General features: G+C 42.4%; 21 protein-coding genes and 1 tRNA gene. 17 read left to right on the top strand and 5 right to left on the bottom strand.

The window, feature by feature from the left end; genetic code table 11:
- Positions 1-2 precede the first annotated feature (2 nt).
- A complete protein-coding gene (locus tag ACZ49R_RS05280) occupies positions 3-227 on the top strand; it encodes a hypothetical protein (protein WP_011762593.1) in 225 nt (74 codons plus the stop codon).
- 54 nt (positions 228-281) lie between these two features.
- Here ACZ49R_RS05280 and ACZ49R_RS05275 read toward each other — a convergent pair whose 3' ends face one another.
- Positions 282-1202, bottom strand: coding sequence for a hypothetical protein (locus ACZ49R_RS05275; protein ID WP_464734020.1), 921 nt, complete (start codon positions 1200-1202; stop codon positions 282-284).
- A 38-nt stretch (positions 1203-1240) separates the two neighbouring features.
- On the opposite strand from ACZ49R_RS05275, the gene ACZ49R_RS05270 reads away from it, so the two are divergent.
- Genes ACZ49R_RS05270 through ACZ49R_RS05220 form a run of 11 tightly spaced genes read left to right on the top strand, consistent with a single transcriptional unit; the run spans position 1241 to position 7826 of the window.
- Complete coding sequence (locus ACZ49R_RS05270) at positions 1241-2113, top strand: thiamine-phosphate synthase family protein (RefSeq protein WP_464734019.1); 873 nt, start codon at positions 1241-1243, stop codon at positions 2111-2113.
- Positions 2114-2155: 42 nt separating this feature from the next.
- The gene (locus ACZ49R_RS05265) at positions 2156-2854 is read left to right on the top strand and encodes a ribosome assembly factor SBDS (RefSeq protein ID WP_464734018.1); all 699 of its coding nucleotides are present in this window, start codon (positions 2156-2158) and stop codon (positions 2852-2854) included.
- Positions 2854-3549 (top strand): exosome complex RNA-binding protein Rrp4, encoded by a 696-nt coding sequence (gene rrp4, locus ACZ49R_RS05260; RefSeq protein WP_464734017.1) that lies wholly within the window; start codon positions 2854-2856, stop codon positions 3547-3549. The genes ACZ49R_RS05265 and rrp4 overlap by 1 nt, the downstream gene beginning before the upstream one ends.
- A 40-nt stretch (positions 3550-3589) precedes the next feature.
- Positions 3590-4330: an exosome complex exonuclease Rrp41 gene (gene rrp41, locus ACZ49R_RS05255; protein WP_011762588.1), complete on the top strand. Its 741-nt coding sequence runs from the start codon at positions 3590-3592 to the stop codon at positions 4328-4330.
- A gap of 2 nt (positions 4331-4332) precedes the next feature.
- Entirely contained in the window at positions 4333-5157 is an 825-nt protein-coding gene (gene rrp42 / locus ACZ49R_RS05250; RefSeq protein ID WP_464734016.1) for an exosome complex protein Rrp42, read from the top strand.
- A 39-nt stretch (positions 5158-5196) separates the two neighbouring features.
- Positions 5197-5502: a 50S ribosomal protein L37ae gene (locus ACZ49R_RS05245; protein ID WP_464734015.1), complete on the top strand. Its 306-nt coding sequence runs from the start codon at positions 5197-5199 to the stop codon at positions 5500-5502.
- 12 nt (positions 5503-5514) lie between these two features.
- Positions 5515-6060, top strand: a complete 546-nt coding sequence (locus ACZ49R_RS05240) for a ribosomal biogenesis protein (RefSeq protein WP_464734014.1) — start codon at positions 5515-5517, stop codon at positions 6058-6060.
- Positions 6047-6265 (top strand): hypothetical protein, encoded by a 219-nt coding sequence (locus ACZ49R_RS05235; RefSeq protein WP_464734013.1) that lies wholly within the window; start codon positions 6047-6049, stop codon positions 6263-6265. Before ACZ49R_RS05240 ends, ACZ49R_RS05235 begins: the two co-directional genes overlap by 14 nt.
- 31 nt (positions 6266-6296) lie before the next feature.
- Positions 6297-6674, top strand: coding sequence for a prefoldin subunit beta (locus ACZ49R_RS05230; protein ID WP_464734012.1), 378 nt, complete (start codon positions 6297-6299; stop codon positions 6672-6674).
- Between the two features lie 4 nt (positions 6675-6678).
- On the top strand, positions 6679-6951 hold the full coding sequence (locus ACZ49R_RS05225; protein ID WP_011762582.1) for a hypothetical protein: 273 nt from the start codon (positions 6679-6681) through the stop codon (positions 6949-6951).
- Entirely contained in the window at positions 6936-7826 is an 891-nt protein-coding gene (locus ACZ49R_RS05220) for a DHH family phosphoesterase (RefSeq protein WP_464734011.1), read from the top strand. Before ACZ49R_RS05225 ends, ACZ49R_RS05220 begins: the two co-directional genes overlap by 16 nt.
- Here the strand turns inward: ACZ49R_RS05220 and ACZ49R_RS05215 are convergent.
- Positions 7823-8365 (bottom strand): hypothetical protein, encoded by a 543-nt coding sequence (locus ACZ49R_RS05215; protein WP_464734010.1) that lies wholly within the window; start codon positions 8363-8365, stop codon positions 7823-7825. The two genes, ACZ49R_RS05220 and ACZ49R_RS05215, sit on opposite strands and share 4 nt — an antisense overlap.
- A gap of 48 nt (positions 8366-8413) precedes the next feature.
- Positions 8414-8545: a hypothetical protein gene (locus ACZ49R_RS05210; protein ID WP_280531785.1), complete on the bottom strand. Its 132-nt coding sequence runs from the start codon at positions 8543-8545 to the stop codon at positions 8414-8416.
- Between the two features lie 97 nt (positions 8546-8642).
- On the opposite strand from ACZ49R_RS05210, the gene ACZ49R_RS05205 reads away from it, so the two are divergent.
- Both ACZ49R_RS05205 and ACZ49R_RS05200 read left to right on the top strand, forming a co-directional pair.
- Positions 8643-8804: a metal-binding protein gene (locus ACZ49R_RS05205; RefSeq protein ID WP_245218467.1), complete on the top strand. Its 162-nt coding sequence runs from the start codon at positions 8643-8645 to the stop codon at positions 8802-8804.
- Positions 8805-8848: 44 nt separating this feature from the next.
- On the top strand, positions 8849-9751 hold the full coding sequence (locus ACZ49R_RS05200) for a hypothetical protein (RefSeq protein ID WP_464734009.1): 903 nt from the start codon (positions 8849-8851) through the stop codon (positions 9749-9751).
- A 302-nt stretch (positions 9752-10053) separates the two neighbouring features.
- Here the strand turns inward: ACZ49R_RS05200 and ACZ49R_RS05195 are convergent, their stop codons facing one another.
- Positions 10054-11175: a radical SAM protein gene (locus tag ACZ49R_RS05195; protein WP_464734008.1), complete on the bottom strand. Its 1122-nt coding sequence runs from the start codon at positions 11173-11175 to the stop codon at positions 10054-10056.
- A gap of 45 nt (positions 11176-11220) precedes the next feature.
- On the opposite strand from ACZ49R_RS05195, the gene ACZ49R_RS05190 reads away from it, so the two are divergent.
- Positions 11221-11847 (top strand): KEOPS complex kinase/ATPase Bud32, encoded by a 627-nt coding sequence (locus tag ACZ49R_RS05190; RefSeq protein ID WP_011762577.1) that lies wholly within the window; start codon positions 11221-11223, stop codon positions 11845-11847.
- Between the two features lie 2 nt (positions 11848-11849).
- Here the strand turns inward: ACZ49R_RS05190 and ACZ49R_RS05185 are convergent.
- Positions 11850-11947 (bottom strand) — tRNA-Arg (locus tag ACZ49R_RS05185).
- Between the two features lie 87 nt (positions 11948-12034).
- Here ACZ49R_RS05185 and ACZ49R_RS05180 point away from each other — a divergent pair.
- Both ACZ49R_RS05180 and ACZ49R_RS05175 read left to right on the top strand, forming a co-directional pair.
- Positions 12035-12535 (top strand): hypothetical protein, encoded by a 501-nt coding sequence (locus ACZ49R_RS05180; RefSeq protein ID WP_464734007.1) that lies wholly within the window; start codon positions 12035-12037, stop codon positions 12533-12535.
- A 21-nt stretch (positions 12536-12556) separates the two neighbouring features.
- Positions 12557-13321: a tRNA (adenine-N1)-methyltransferase gene (locus ACZ49R_RS05175; RefSeq protein ID WP_464734006.1), complete on the top strand. Its 765-nt coding sequence runs from the start codon at positions 12557-12559 to the stop codon at positions 13319-13321.
- The last annotated feature ends 80 nt before the right edge of the window (positions 13322-13401 follow it).

Raw genomic sequence — 13401 nt, 5'->3', positions numbered from 1 at the left:
ACATGGAGAGGTTGCCGCTTGAGTTAACTACAAAACTTCGAAAAATGGCCCAAGAGCTAGAGGGCGTGGGGGCTAGGTCAATAATTAACTACGTCATTTACGAGTTTGAGGTTGGGGGACAATCGCTCGAGGTCTTAGAAGAGGCTGAGCAAATGGCAAAGAAGGAAATTGAAGAGCTCTACGAAGTGATAAAGGTAATTGAAGAGTTAAGAAAGGCTATTGTGTAAACGTTTACAACACGTTTACAACTGAAAATTCTGTCCTTTAGGGCAGGAAGGAGATCATAACATTACCTCTACAACAGATTTGTTGGGAATATCGAACCAATCTACAATTCCCTCATTGTGTATTTCTGCTACAACTCTTGTAGGTTTTTGTCTAAGCATCATTGCTATAGTTTCTGCAGTTTTACGCGTCATACAGTAGTCAAAATTATCTATTAACAAGATATTTGGTTTAATTTCTAATGCTGTAGTAAGAGCAAGCAGACTTTTTATAGAACATGGCGCTTTAGATAAAGGCATTTTCAAGCCCTTAGAGATAACAAATGCGCCTATTTTACCAGGTTTGGCCAAGCCTACTGAGAGAGAAACCCCCACTCTCTTGAGACTAGCCCTTATAGAGTCGTATGCAGATGGTCTATAAAGAGCTAAATATGATAAAACTCCTGCCAAATTCCTGGCATAGCGATCTAGCGTATTTACGCGTGCATTAGCGTCTACGAGAGATTTGGGGCTTATGTAGGGCCCTAACATCTGTATTTTAACGCCTAAGCTCTTCCTGGCCGTGGCCAGGAGACTGTTGAATCTATTTATATCCTCCTCAGCCACAATAGATAGGTGTTCCTCCGTTTTAATATTGGGGATTATGACATCTGCCTCTGCGATAGTTACTTCTATAGGCTTTATTAACCTATGTAGGGGCTTTGACGGAATATATTCAAATACTATATCCTCTCCCTTTACAGATATAGTTTGTCTAACTCTCCATTTGTTAACAACTATTGAATAGGAGATGTCTCCACTTTGAGCATAAAAGCTCCAACTTTCTCTTATCTTAGGTATCTTTTTACCAATATTTGAAATTACTCTATACAACACCTCAAGAAATGTCGATTTCCCCACTCCTGTGACGAAAGTTACATCTACGAGCCTAACCGAGACTTTTGAATCTCCAATTCCTACTTCTACGTAATCTACCATCTGCCTAAACTCTAAAATTAAGTAATTAAATATGCTTTATGATACCTGTCGAATTCGTAGTCGAGGTCTTCATAGCGCCTTTAAAAGGCTTGTTGGCACACGAACTAGCCGAAATGGGATACTCACAAAGCAAAATAGGGCAACTCTTAGGTATTTCGCAACCTGCTGTCAGTGCATATCTCAAAAACCCGAAGACATATTACGAAGAAAAACTTCTTAAGATAATAGACAGGAGAGAACTGGGGAGATTGATAAGATCCACAAAGAGTTTGGTCGAGTTGGGAAGTGTGGAAGAAGCACTACGTTATCTCAACAACTATGCGTTAACTCTACTTTCAACACTTAGATTATGTCAATTACATAGAGTAATGCACCCAATGTTACAAAGCTGTGAGATTTGTAAAGATATCCATATATACACCGAGGTTGTAAAAAGAGTAGAAACTGCTTTCGAGATTTTGCGTAGGTGTAATAACTGCTACAAGTTGGTGCCAAAGGTTTTAATGAATATAATAGAACTAGACCTAGGAGTCGGAGTTGGATTTCCAGGTAGAATATATGTAGAAGGAACTCAACTAATGGTGAGGGGGAAGCCTAAGCCGGGTGCTTCACGATTTTTGACAGCTCTATTACAAGAGGTGAATAAAATACACGGCGAGATCAAGGCGGTTGCAAATATCGCATACGTGGCTAAGGAATGTATTAAAAATAAACTAAATGTAGCAGAGGTAGGGCCTAGCAATAGCGAGGAGGAAATAATATCTAACGTTGTTTCAGTATTTCGTAGAGAAGTATTCGACGTCATTTATGATTCAGGAGGTCGTGGGATAGAGCCAAACGCTTACGTTTTTGGCATAGACGCCATAGATGTTGCCACAAAGATCGTGGAAATAGCCAATTGCATCTCGTAAAGAGTGTAGATAAATTTTTAATACCTTTGGGAGATGTGGGTGATGACGAAGAAGGTGGCGGTTGCAAAACTTGACAGAGGCGGCGAGCATTTTGAAATCCTAGTAGACCCAGATGCCGCGCTAGAGCTAAAGTTGGGGAAGCCCCTGGGGATAGATAAAATACTTGTCCACGAGGAGATATACAAAGACGCAAAAAAAGGTCTTCGCGCGTCGGAGCAGTCTTTGAAAAAAGTTTTTGGCACTACCGATATAAGAAAAATCGCTGAGATCATCATAAAGGAAGGTGAAATACCTCTTACGGCGGAGCAGAGGAGGAAACTTATTGAAGATAAGAAGAGACAGATTATCGAGTGGATTTCACGCAATTGTATTGATGTTAGGACGAGGACTCCTGTGCCTCCTCAGAGAGTTGAAAACGCTATAGAACAAGCCAGAGTGTCTATAGATCCTTTCAAACCAGCTGAGGAGCAAGTACAGGAGATTTTAAAAGAAATCCAGAGGATTATCCCTATTAAGATAGCTACTGCACGTATTTCTCTTTCCGTTTCGTCTACTTATGCCCAAAGAGTAAAGGGTTTGGTTGTAAAAATGGCGAAGATAGTAAACGAGAGATATAGACCAGATGGATCATGGGAAGCTGTATTGGAGTTGCCTGCAGGTCTACAAGATGCGTTAATTTCTAAAGTCAATGATATTACTCATGGTGATGCCGATATTAGAATACTAGAAATTGTGTACTAATGCATCTCGTAGTTCCCCGCCAGTTAGTATTTCCGGGCGATGTTGTAGCCACTGCAGAGAGTAGAGTAGAAGGGCCGGTGTACTTAGACAACGGCAAATATAGAAGCCTTGTTGTAGGTCTTGTGGAATTTAGAGAGGATGTTGTGGTCATAGTTCCATTAGAGGGCACATACAGGCCTAAAAAAGGAGATTTAGTCGTGGGGTATGTCACAGATGTGTTAGCTACAGGTTGGGAGGTCGATGTGAGGTCATTTATGCCGGCATATCTCCCTGTTAGCGAGGCGTTGCATAAACATGTCGACTTAGAGACCACGCCGCTCACAACTTTTCTCAATATCGGAGATGTAATAATAGCAAAAGTTAAGGATGTGGATTTAACAGATGAATACCCTATCATACTTACCTTGAAAGAGGAGAAAGTGGGAAAGGTAGAGCGTGGAACGGTTATAGAGATATCCCCTGTGAAAGTTCCCCGTGTAATTGGGAAAAAAGGAAGCATGTTAAACACATTAATGGAGTTGGGTTGTGACATCATCGTAGGTCAAAACGGCAGAATTTGGATTAGGTGTAAAGATGTAAAAGACGAAGTATTTCTAGCTAGCCTAGTTAAGAAGATAGAGGCCGAGAGCCATGTGATGGGGCTCACAGATAGAATAAAAACAGAGATAGAGAAGTGGAAGACGGGCAAGACCTAGAGTCCGAAAACTATAAGTAATTTTAATAATAAGGCGTCTTATGAAGAAACCTCCTGTGCCATTGTTTCAAAACGGTGTAAGAGCTGATGGAAGAGCTCCTGACCAAATGAGGGAGGTAAACATTACAGTTGGTATTGTCAGTAACGCGGATGGTTCTGCTATGGTCTCCTACGGCGCAACTACTGCTGTGGCCGCCGTATACGGGCCTAGAGAAATGCATCCACGACATCTTTCTTTACCAGATAGAGGAGTGATGCGTGTTAGATATCACATGGCGCCGTTTAGTACAAAAGATGAACGTAAGAGCCCAACACCAACTAGACGAGAGATTGAGATTAGTAAAATCTTGAGAGAAGCCTTGGAACCCGCGGTCGTATTAGAGCAATACCCTAGGTCTAGGATAGATGTCTTTATCGAAATTCTTCAAGCAGACGGCTCTACACGAGTTGCCTCGCTTACTGCTGCGTCGCTAGCTCTTGCAGATGCTGGTGTGTATATGAGAGATCTCGTAATAGGAGTGTCTGTGGGGCTTGTAGATGGCGCGGTAGTACTCGATTTAAATGGTCTCGAGGATCAGTATGGCGAGGGAGACCTCCCCGTGGGCTATATGCCGAACTTAAAGAGGTTCACCCTACTCCAATTAGATGGAGCTTGGACAAGAGACAAGTTTTTAGAGGCTCTTAACCTTGCTATTAAAGGTGCCGAGTTTGTATATCAAAAAGCTCGTGACGCGCTAAAGAGCAAATATATGACAATAGCTGAGGATATCTACGGGAGGTAATTATGGCGTCTATTTCACCATATGGAAAACGCTTTATCTCCTATCTAAGAAAAGAACAGATTAGGAAACTGTTAGCGACTAAATATAGAATAGATGGGAGAGAACCCGAGAGAATTAGAAATATCGAAATTAAGACTAGTGTTATTAAAACAGCAGATGGCTCTGCCGAGGTAAAACTTGGAAAAACACATGTTGTAGCTGGCGTCAAAGTGAGTCTTGGACAACCGTTTCCAGATGCACCAGATGAGGGTGTGTTAGTAGTAAATGCAGAAGTTTTGCCTCATGCATCGCCTTATACTGAGGTGGGTCCCCCTGATGAGTTTGCAATAGAGCTTGCCAGAGTAATTGACCGCGGTATTAGACACTGTGGCTATGTAGATTTCAAGAAATTGGTCGTAGAGGGAGGTAAAGCGTATGTTCTCTGGGTTGACCTTTATGTTATTAACGACGATGGAAATTTAATAGATGCGGCAAATCTTGCCGCCGTTGCTGCATTAAAAGATACTCAACTACCTGTAGTCGTAAAAGACGAACAAGGTGTAAAACTAGATCGCAGTAATAAAACGCCTTTACCTATTGAGGTAAGTAAGGCCCCTATTGCGGTCTCAGTTGGTAAAATAGGAGGGGTCCTGTTTCTAGACCCAACTTTTGAAGAGGAGTTAAGCTTAGATGGGCGGATTACATTTACAATATCGGAGGATCGTATAGTGGCTGTTCAGAAGACAATAGGGACGTTTACTTCGCAAGAACTAGAGATGGCGTTAGAGTTAGCTTGGAAAGGCAAAGAGCAACTTATTACAGCAGTGAGATGGGTCTTAGGGGTGTAGACTATAAAAGTTTTTTAAAGTATCTTATCTACGGACTTTATGCCCTTTAGTCATACAAAGATTGTAGGCCCTGCGGGGAGATATGGCGCTAGATATGGCATGGGACTTAGACGTAAGATCACCGCAATAGAGATAAAGCAAAGAGGTAAACACAGATGTCCTAGCTGCAGATCGTTAGTAAGACTCAAGAGACTTGCCTTTGGAATTTGGCAATGTCCTAAATGCGGATTTACTTTTGCTGGTGGAGCGTGGGTTCCTCAGACAGTAATGGGCAAGACGTTAACACCAGAGGAGTTGAAAGAAGTAGAGATTCAGAAAGCACGCTGGAGGGAGGCCGGCAAATAGGTTAAGGCAATTGTGGTGTGTCGTGTTGTCATAACAACATCGCGTAACCCCTCTAAAAAAACGCGTGAAATAGTCAACGACTTAGTCTACTCACTGCCTGGCTCTGAGAAGATCGTCAGAGGTAAAAAGTCTCTCTTTGCTATTTTAGAGGAGGCTGTAGCTTGTGGAGCACGTTACATAATGTTTATATGGGATAGAAGAGGTATGCCATCGGCTTTATTATTTTACGACATAACAATTAGAAATTGGAAGCCTTATATACTTAAAATATCAGGAGTAAAAACTAGAGAAGATTTTCCAGTTTTTATTGCTAGAAGACCCCGTGCAAAAACTGCGGCAATTGTGGATTTAACGAAGGGAGAACTCGGCGATATTTTCGTCGAAATTTTTCAATACCCCCTGCTTTATGACCTCGATATTGTCAGAGGGCGTTTTGACACTATAATTTTAGTTAGACACGGTGACGGTTACATAGTTGAGTTTCTAGGCGAAGATCTAGGCCCACGGGCCCCTCTTTTTAGAATAAATAAAATCATATATAGGTATGTACGTGTATAAATTAGAAATAGATATAAATAATGATATATTTATTCTGGAAATTTTTGAAATACTAGAAAAAGAAGTTCGCTTCCCCAGAGGCTGTCTTTATGTAAAAGACGGAAAAATTGTAGCGGAGGCAGCAGACGCTTCTAGTCTGAGATCGTTAGTACATACAATCTTCCGTGCCATGTATATAGCCGAGTCTGTCGCCGTTTTTAGATAATGTTTATATAGTAGATGCAGTCTTAAAGCTGATGGCGCAAATACCCCCATCTCTACAAGACTTAGTTAACAGGTTTAACCAAGTGCAAGCCCAGTTACAAAACGTTCTTCTAAGAAAACAACAATATGAGGCTGAGCTTAGAGAGGTCGAAAAAGCGCTTACAGAGATCGAGAAGCTTCCGCAAGATGCCAAGATATACAAAAGCGTAGGTAACTTCCTCATCCCCCAAAATAGAGATGCCGCTTTACAAGAGCTTAGGGAGAGAAAAGAGTTGTTAGAGTTGCATACTAAGACTCTGGCTAGGCAAGAGTCTTTGTTGAGAGAACAGATAGAAAAACTGAGAGAGGAGATAAACAAAGAACTAAGCAGATTAAAAGGGAGTGTGGAAACGGCGAAGGGCGGGGGATAAGTAAATGGATGAAGTCGAGTTTATATCTTCAGAGGTTGTTAGGTATATAGAGAAGAAATTGGGGAGGGCCGTTAAACAAGTAGTTGTCTCAGTTTCTTTCTCGGAGAATGGCGTAGAAGTTGATGTAGATATAGACGCAAGTGTGTTGGTTGATGAAACGTATTTACAAAGAGTTGCCGACGAAGCGGCAGAGCTCGGCGTCTGTATTGCAGACCTTATAAGGGAAAAGGGGTGGCCTATAGAACACAGGGAGGTTGCAAAATGTTGGAGAGATTAAAGGAGTTATTAAATGACGCAGAAAAGGTAGCCATTGTAACCCATAAGAGGGCAGACGCCGATGCCCTAGCTTGTGCCAGAGTGTTAGAGCTTGTGCTTACAAAACTTGGTGTGAAAGTTGTTGCTATAGTATGTCCAGAGGGCTCGCCGCTAGGAGACTGTATGGAGGAGCCGCCTCGCGATGTAGACGTGTACATCTTAGCTGACGTAGCCTCACTAAGCCAAGTGCCCCCGCTTGATAAGAGAATTATCAGAGTGGACCACCACTATCTTGGCGATGATATTCCAGGGATTTTAATAGACAGGCCTAGTTGTACCGAAATTGCCTTGGAATTGGCAAAGGAGGCAGGCGTAGAGATAACTCCTGATATTGCCAAGCTGGCCATATTGGGCATCTATACAGATACTGGAAAGTTAAAGAGAGCAGATGCCAAAACTTTACAAATATTGTCATATCTACTTGAAAAAACAGGGGGCACACTCTATGACGTTATAGGTGGGAGTGAGGAGAACGTGGGCGAGAGGCACCGTATTATAGCATTATTAAAAGGCATGCAACGTCTAGAGATATATGAATCGTCTATTGGCATTATTTGTATATCGCATGTCGGAGCTTATGAGGCAGATCTAGCATCGCTTTTAATTTCTGTCGGCTGTGACATCGCCCTTGTGGCTTCGCTAAAGGACGACGGAGTCCATATCATTATGAGATCTAATAAGTTTGATGTAGCAAGTCTAGCAAGGTCTGTGGGAACTGGAGGGGGACATAGGGGGGCGGCTGTCGCGGTTATAAGCCAGAGAGTTAAAAAAAGCGAGTTGCCGAAGATTCTAAGGAGCGTCATTAGGTTGATAGATAGAGACGCAAAACCTCTCTAGTCTATTAGATCGATCTTCCTTGTCCTGAATCCGCAAGATATACATGCATATATTCTCTCAACAACTCTTCCACGGTACTTCCTAGAGAAATATCTCTCTTCTCTGTAGAGGTAGAGGGGATCTTTGCCGCATTGTGGACATATGTATTCGCTTTTAACCCCGGGGGAGAGTTTATGAGGTTTTTCCACAAAGGCGCGGCCTAGGGCATCTTCAAGCCCTGTTTCAAGTTCAACGGAACTGACGCCGAGAAGTTTTACGTTAAACTGAAGACCATACCAACGGTTTGCTCTCTCTATGAGCGAATTCAAGAAGTCTATTAATACATAAGGTCTGTAAGATACTACTATTAACACGTCTAGGTTATCCAAACCCAAAACCCTTTTGGCATCCTCTATGTCGTCAATATTTGGAAAATCGTCACGGGGGCACCAAAAGCCTAACTGAAGAGATCCGACGGGGGCTATGACGAGCTCCGAGTTTTTTCTACTTCCGCTTATACCACGCTCTCTAAGATAATCAAGAATAACGTCGCATTCCACAATTGCTAAAATGTGAATGTATAAAAATACAAATAAAGGTTGTATCCTCTAGGGCGGGGAGTAGGGGTTTTTCTCAGTTGCATTTCTTACTTCAAAGTCGGCGAAGAGACTGGGTAATGACATGCTTAATACGTTGTCACAATGCTCAACCCCGTCAAGAAACAATACCCAAGACCCCATAGCAAAAACTTTGTATAAGGAGTTGCATAGATGAACATAAAATATGATTTATCTACATGTCGTGAAGATATTAAAATCTTCACTGTGTGCCTAGAATATGCGCTGTCCTATGTATCGATCGACAGCCGACGGCCTTCGGTGTATTTTAATGCCGCCTGAAGAATGGCGTATTAGAAAAACGCAACTAGAAAGATATTGCAACAACGGAGGTAACGGATGTCCAATTTATGCTCAGTATCTAGCTAAAAAAACGATGTAAGCTCTGAGTTCTATAGCTTTTAAAACACTTTCATTTGCGTAACTATGATCTGCGCATCTATCGCTGAGTGTATAGAATCTATAAAACCTAAACAGATCTTGGCGGTATCTTCGCCATTGGGAGGTCTTGGAGTGTTGTCACTTGCTCAACAAGTAAAACTAGCCGTGGTGACGTCAGGACCTGTGTTTAACAAAGTGGCGGTTTTAGAAGCTATAGACAACTTTGGTGCTGAGGTGAGATACGCGCCAAGATTATACACATCGTTGTATAAATTCGTGGGCGGGAGGGAGTGTTGGATTGCCGGCCCCCCTCTTGTGAGATCTGTCATTGTTGGGACATCTACTTCAATAGCTGTGTACGCCTGTACAAAAGCTGAATGGTTAGAGAAACTTCTTACAACTGGCAAGCCGATAGAATTAGTGAGTTCAAAAGTTTTAGGAGGCGGCAGAGACGGACGTTATTTCGACATATTAACAAAACTTAGAGCCCTTAGGGTGGAGGGAGACGATGAAGAAGATATAGCAGACAAAATCCTGAGAAGTAATATATTTGACGTAGACGATCCAGATACAGTTTCCCAATTAATGTGGCGTCTCGTGTCACAGTTTAAAAACCGCTCGACAATAGTTTTTAAAGACCCTGTTGTTGATCTTGGCTTAACAATACCTATGGTGTATTATGCTGTAAAAGTTTTGGCTTCTGGGCAAGACTGTCCCCAGGGGAGATGTATCAAAACGACGGTCAAACTTCTTGAGAGAGCGCTAAAACTTGTGCCTCCGGCTAAAATACACGATGCTTGGCGTAATGCGCTTAGCGAGCCGCAAATGAGGAGAAAAATAGAAGAGAGCCCGTATATACCGGCGACTTTTATACTCACAGGCAGAGTTGAGGTAAAATATGACGCTACGCGTTCTGCTAGAATCTATATGTTTAGTAAGCCTAGTTAACGAGACTTACAACCGAGAGTCTCACCCCTTAAGGCGGGGTTCTAATATAATCTTGTGGCAGAGAAGAGGATATCTAAATACAGATATGCCCTGCTTGTCGAAGGGGCTCTGTCTTTGGGGGAGCTGTGGTCGTCGGCCCATGCCCGTGTCGGAGACATGTGCTGTTAGTGAAGGCGTGGGCAAGAAGAAATCCCGCCATTTAGTACTGAGGCGGATAGCCAAAATGTCCGCTCGTCAACCTTGACGAAAGATATTAGCTGAGATACTCACAGCGAACTTCACCCCAAGGGTAGGGAGGGCAGTTATCTGCTGACCTCTCTCCATGTTAGACCCAATGAATCGGCATATCTATAGGCCTCCTCCATTTCTCTTTCTGAAACTCTTCTTCTAATCTCCCTATATTTATCCAGCTTAGATACGAGATATTCTGGCCTGTATTGATCCATTATGTTTACAAGGGCGTGGCGGCAGTTTTCTGCCAGCCACTTTAATACTGGTTTTGTACAACAATCAAGATGGCCTGGGAGGACTAGATGTCTAACTATTATATCCTCCCGCCGCCTACATATAACAGAAAAGTTTTTAGTAATCACTTCCCAATATCTAGGAGCTACCGAATAGCGCATAGCACACATGTTATTACCGTATTTAAAGTCGGGAAGCCATATGTCAATTACGTGGAGAACAAGAGAAAGACCCTCCGGTGTCATATACATGTTTGAATTCCAGAGCTGAGGTACATTGACTCCTTTGGTTGCCAGAATCTTCATAGATTCCAGAATATACGGTATGTTAGGAGTAGGCTCTCCGCCAACCCAATTTATATTTTTGGCTCCCTCCTCTCTTAGCCTTACTTGTATAGCAGCTAAGGCTTCTGCTGTAACTTCCACTCCGGCTTCTGGATATTGTGAAATATCCCAGTTTTGGCAATATACACAACGGAAGTTGCACCCTGTGAAGAAGATTGTGCCCGAAGGCACCAATGGGGCTTCTTCGCCCAGGTGGAGAAAGAAGCTTGCAACCCGGGGTTTGTAATCTAGAAGACAAGCGCCTTTCTTTGTGGTTCTATCTATACCGCATCTTCTCTCACAGAGCATACAATGCTTTAGCTGTCTTTTAGCAAGTTCTATTTTTACGTCAAGAAACGATGCGGGCGGTAGTGTCTTTTTTATAAGAGATGGGTCCGGCCGCTCTCTCTGGCGACTTAACTCCTCATCAAAAACACGCCCTAATTCATTGTGGAGTTTCCAAAGTTCTTCTTCATTCATTTCGGTATAATCCTGTGGAGCCTCAAGCCTGGCTGCTATATGATATTTAGCAGGCGCCTTATTACGCATTACCGAAGAGTACCATGCAAGCCTTTCCCTTATAACAGCGCTTTCCCATATGGATATTGCGTCAGGTCTATAAAAGATCCAATACATCTCTCAACTCTGTATGCACATTTAAATTATTAAACTCGTGACTTTGTGATTCTGATTGCGAAAGGTGCAGAAGCCGAAATATACCTTGTCGATTGGTTCGGAATAAAGGCGGTGTTAAAATGGAGAAAGCCCAAGGCGTATAGAGATCATACACTTGACTATCTCATAAGGAGGAGAAGAACAATTAACGAAGTTCGCAATATGTACATAGCCCACGTAATAGGCGTAAGGGTTCCTGCGGTATATTTTTTTGATCCTGAGAAAACAACTATACTAATGGAATATGTAGAAGGCGAGAGCCTTCGCGATTTACTAAGCAGAGGCGAGCATAAGTACCTGAAAGATGTAGGCATATATATCGGCAAGATGCATAAAGCTGGGTTGATACATGGCGATCTTGCGCCCACAAATATAATTCTTTCAAAGGGAGAGCTTTACTTCATAGACTTTGGCCTGGGCGAGACGAGGAGGGGGTGGACTCGTAAAACAGCCATATTGATGGCGAGAGACATAAATGTATTATTAAGGACGTTAGAGCTTTACGGTGCAAAATCTGAGGAATTTAAATCACTCTTTTGGAGTGGATATAGAGAGGAGATGGGTGTTAGGTCAAGCGTTGTGGAAAGTGAGGTAAGCAGAATAAGAGCATCTGGCCGCTATGTTGAAAGGTAGAGCGGGCCCGGTGGGATTTGAACCCACGACCTACGGCTTAGGAGGCACGACGGACCTAGCCGGGTCCTCCGCCGCTCTATCCTGACTGAGCTACGGGCCCCGCTTTCCTTAACCGGCTGTATTTTAAAATTTTTCAGACGACGTTTACTCACGTTAACGCCTATCTATCGTCTATATATTTTATACGATGTCTATAGTCGTGCTTTACACACTTGATATAAAAATAAGACGTATACTAAGAGGCTTAGCTGCGGAGTTCGCATACTTAGCCATAATTGGATCTTCGGTTATTCCTCCGCGTAGTTTATTAAGACGCCGCCTTATAAAAGTAATACCACCGGAGTTGTTTTCGTATCTTGTTGTAAGAATTGCCGGCGACAATCTGAACGTTTTTACAAACTCTATTTTAGGCATCAGATTAGGTGGGATCCCTAAATGTGACTTGTTGACAGAGGTACTGCCAGAACTTTATCAACTATGTTTAGCTTTAAAAAAGAACGGTCATGAGCCAATATATAAAGTGGCTAGAGACGTTATTATTCCTCTTGCTGTAGTCGCCTCGGTTGCCGGTTATGAAGAAGGCGATATACTATTAACCAGTTATAGAGCTGTCTCAGTTAGAAGAGATAGGGATATATTTACAGTAATGCGGTACTTTAAGAAGTGGTATATCATCGCTAGATTTTAAATAAAGTCGATATACCTTTTAGTGTTTAAGAAAAACGATTGGACGCTGTTAATAGAGGAAGACAGAAATTACAAAATTGTGGCAAAAGTCGGTAGCGGCTTACTCCAAACTATTAGAGGATATATCGACACAGATACGCTAATAGGTGCGCCATATGGTACAGTAGTAACATCTACATTAGGAGCGAAGTTTAGGGCTATTCCTGCGACTATATTTGACATAATTGAACATAGATTCCGTATTAAAGCCCAGGCAATATATCCAAAAGACGCTATATACATTGTAAAAGCTACAGCCATAGGTCCGGGATCTAGAGTAGTAGAAGCTGGAACAGGTTCCGGCTTTTTAACCGCCGTATTGGCTTGGTATGTGAGACCCTGGGGGATTGTCTATAGTTTTGAAAAAAGAATCGATCACATAAGAGTCGCTATAAAAAATATAAAGAGTGTGGGGCTTGATCTATATGTTGATTTACAATTAAGAGACGTTGTTAAAAGCGGCTTTGGCTCTATGAAAGTAGACGCCGTAATATTAGACATGGGGGATCCTTGGAACGTTATTGAAAAAGCCGTAGAAGTTCTAAAGTCAGGGGGTACGTTGGCCGTCTTCTCTACGACTATTGAGCACATGTCAAAAACCGTTGAGATGCTTAAGACATATAACTTCTACAACATTTCTATTGAAGAGGTACTTCTACGTCGTTGGAAATCTGTTGTAGGCGAGCTAAGGCCTGAGACTTTTGATGTTGTCCACACCGGGTGGATTATTACAGCTAGAAAAGCTTAACGCCTTCAAAGAAGTGCGACTTCTTGGTTTCGATATAGCGATAGATACTTCGGGGTTAAATCTTTTTATTAGCTCTCTGT

The organism is Pyrobaculum organotrophum, from assembly GCF_055384425.1.
This window is presented reverse-complemented; position numbering and strand designations above follow the sequence as displayed.

What these genes read in the sequence shown, in the direction of transcription:
- ACZ49R_RS05280 (WP_011762593.1), top strand. Translation starts at nt 3, where the DNA reads ATGGAGAGGTTGCCGCTTGAGTTAACTACAAAACTTCGAAAAATGGCC.
- ACZ49R_RS05275 (WP_464734020.1), bottom strand. Translation starts at nt 1,202, where the DNA reads ATGGTAGATTACGTAGAAGTAGGAATTGGAGATTCAAAAGTCTCGGTT.
- ACZ49R_RS05270 (WP_464734019.1), top strand. Translation starts at nt 1,241, where the DNA reads ATGATACCTGTCGAATTCGTAGTCGAGGTCTTCATAGCGCCTTTAAAA.
- ACZ49R_RS05265 (WP_464734018.1), top strand. Translation starts at nt 2,156, where the DNA reads ATGACGAAGAAGGTGGCGGTTGCAAAACTTGACAGAGGCGGCGAGCAT.
- rrp4 (WP_464734017.1), top strand. Translation starts at nt 2,854, where the DNA reads ATGCATCTCGTAGTTCCCCGCCAGTTAGTATTTCCGGGCGATGTTGTA.
- rrp41 (WP_011762588.1), top strand. Translation starts at nt 3,590, where the DNA reads ATGAAGAAACCTCCTGTGCCATTGTTTCAAAACGGTGTAAGAGCTGAT.
- rrp42 (WP_464734016.1), top strand. Translation starts at nt 4,333, where the DNA reads ATGGCGTCTATTTCACCATATGGAAAACGCTTTATCTCCTATCTAAGA.
- ACZ49R_RS05245 (WP_464734015.1), top strand. Translation starts at nt 5,197, where the DNA reads ATGCCCTTTAGTCATACAAAGATTGTAGGCCCTGCGGGGAGATATGGC.
- ACZ49R_RS05235 (WP_464734013.1), top strand. Translation starts at nt 6,047, where the DNA reads ATGTACGTGTATAAATTAGAAATAGATATAAATAATGATATATTTATT.
- ACZ49R_RS05230 (WP_464734012.1), top strand. Translation starts at nt 6,297, where the DNA reads ATGGCGCAAATACCCCCATCTCTACAAGACTTAGTTAACAGGTTTAAC.
- ACZ49R_RS05225 (WP_011762582.1), top strand. Translation starts at nt 6,679, where the DNA reads ATGGATGAAGTCGAGTTTATATCTTCAGAGGTTGTTAGGTATATAGAG.
- ACZ49R_RS05220 (WP_464734011.1), top strand. Translation starts at nt 6,936, where the DNA reads ATGTTGGAGAGATTAAAGGAGTTATTAAATGACGCAGAAAAGGTAGCC.
- ACZ49R_RS05210 (WP_280531785.1), bottom strand. Translation starts at nt 8,545, where the DNA reads ATGGGGTCTTGGGTATTGTTTCTTGACGGGGTTGAGCATTGTGACAAC.
- ACZ49R_RS05205 (WP_245218467.1), top strand. Translation starts at nt 8,643, where the DNA reads ATGCGCTGTCCTATGTATCGATCGACAGCCGACGGCCTTCGGTGTATT.
- ACZ49R_RS05200 (WP_464734009.1), top strand. Translation starts at nt 8,849, where the DNA reads ATGATCTGCGCATCTATCGCTGAGTGTATAGAATCTATAAAACCTAAA.
- ACZ49R_RS05195 (WP_464734008.1), bottom strand. Translation starts at nt 11,175, where the DNA reads ATGTATTGGATCTTTTATAGACCTGACGCAATATCCATATGGGAAAGC.
- ACZ49R_RS05180 (WP_464734007.1), top strand. Translation starts at nt 12,035, where the DNA reads ATGTCTATAGTCGTGCTTTACACACTTGATATAAAAATAAGACGTATA.